The organism is Pseudomonas sp. SIMBA_041 (assembly GCF_046535095.1).
GTDB classification, from domain to species: Bacteria; Pseudomonadota; Gammaproteobacteria; order Pseudomonadales; family Pseudomonadaceae; genus Aquipseudomonas; species Aquipseudomonas mucoides.
Genome location: NZ_JAWRXJ010000626.1, coordinates 1 through 253 on the forward strand (window position 1 = coordinate 1; position 253 = coordinate 253).

The 253-nt window shown below is 41.5% G+C and carries 1 protein-coding gene; it reads left to right on the top strand.

Annotated elements, in window-relative coordinates:
• A partial coding sequence (locus SB725_RS32610) for a hypothetical protein (RefSeq protein WP_410923627.1) occupies window positions 1-253 on the top strand: 253 nt, incomplete at both ends.

The window sequence follows — 253 nt, forward strand, 5'->3', positions numbered from 1 at the left end:
ATCAGGTCTTAATGACTTAGTAGAAAGTATATTACTGGTTAGCCGTCTGGATGCGGGTCATGCCTTACAGCAAGTTGAAAACCTCGATTTATACGATTTGGTAAATCAAGAACGTCAGCACTATCCTGAAGCCACCCTGATTGGTGAGCACATCGTGATAGATGGTCAATCATCAATGTTGACTCATTTGATTCGTAATTTACTTACCAACGCTATGCTACATGGCAAGCCGCCTGTTACGGTATTGCTATAT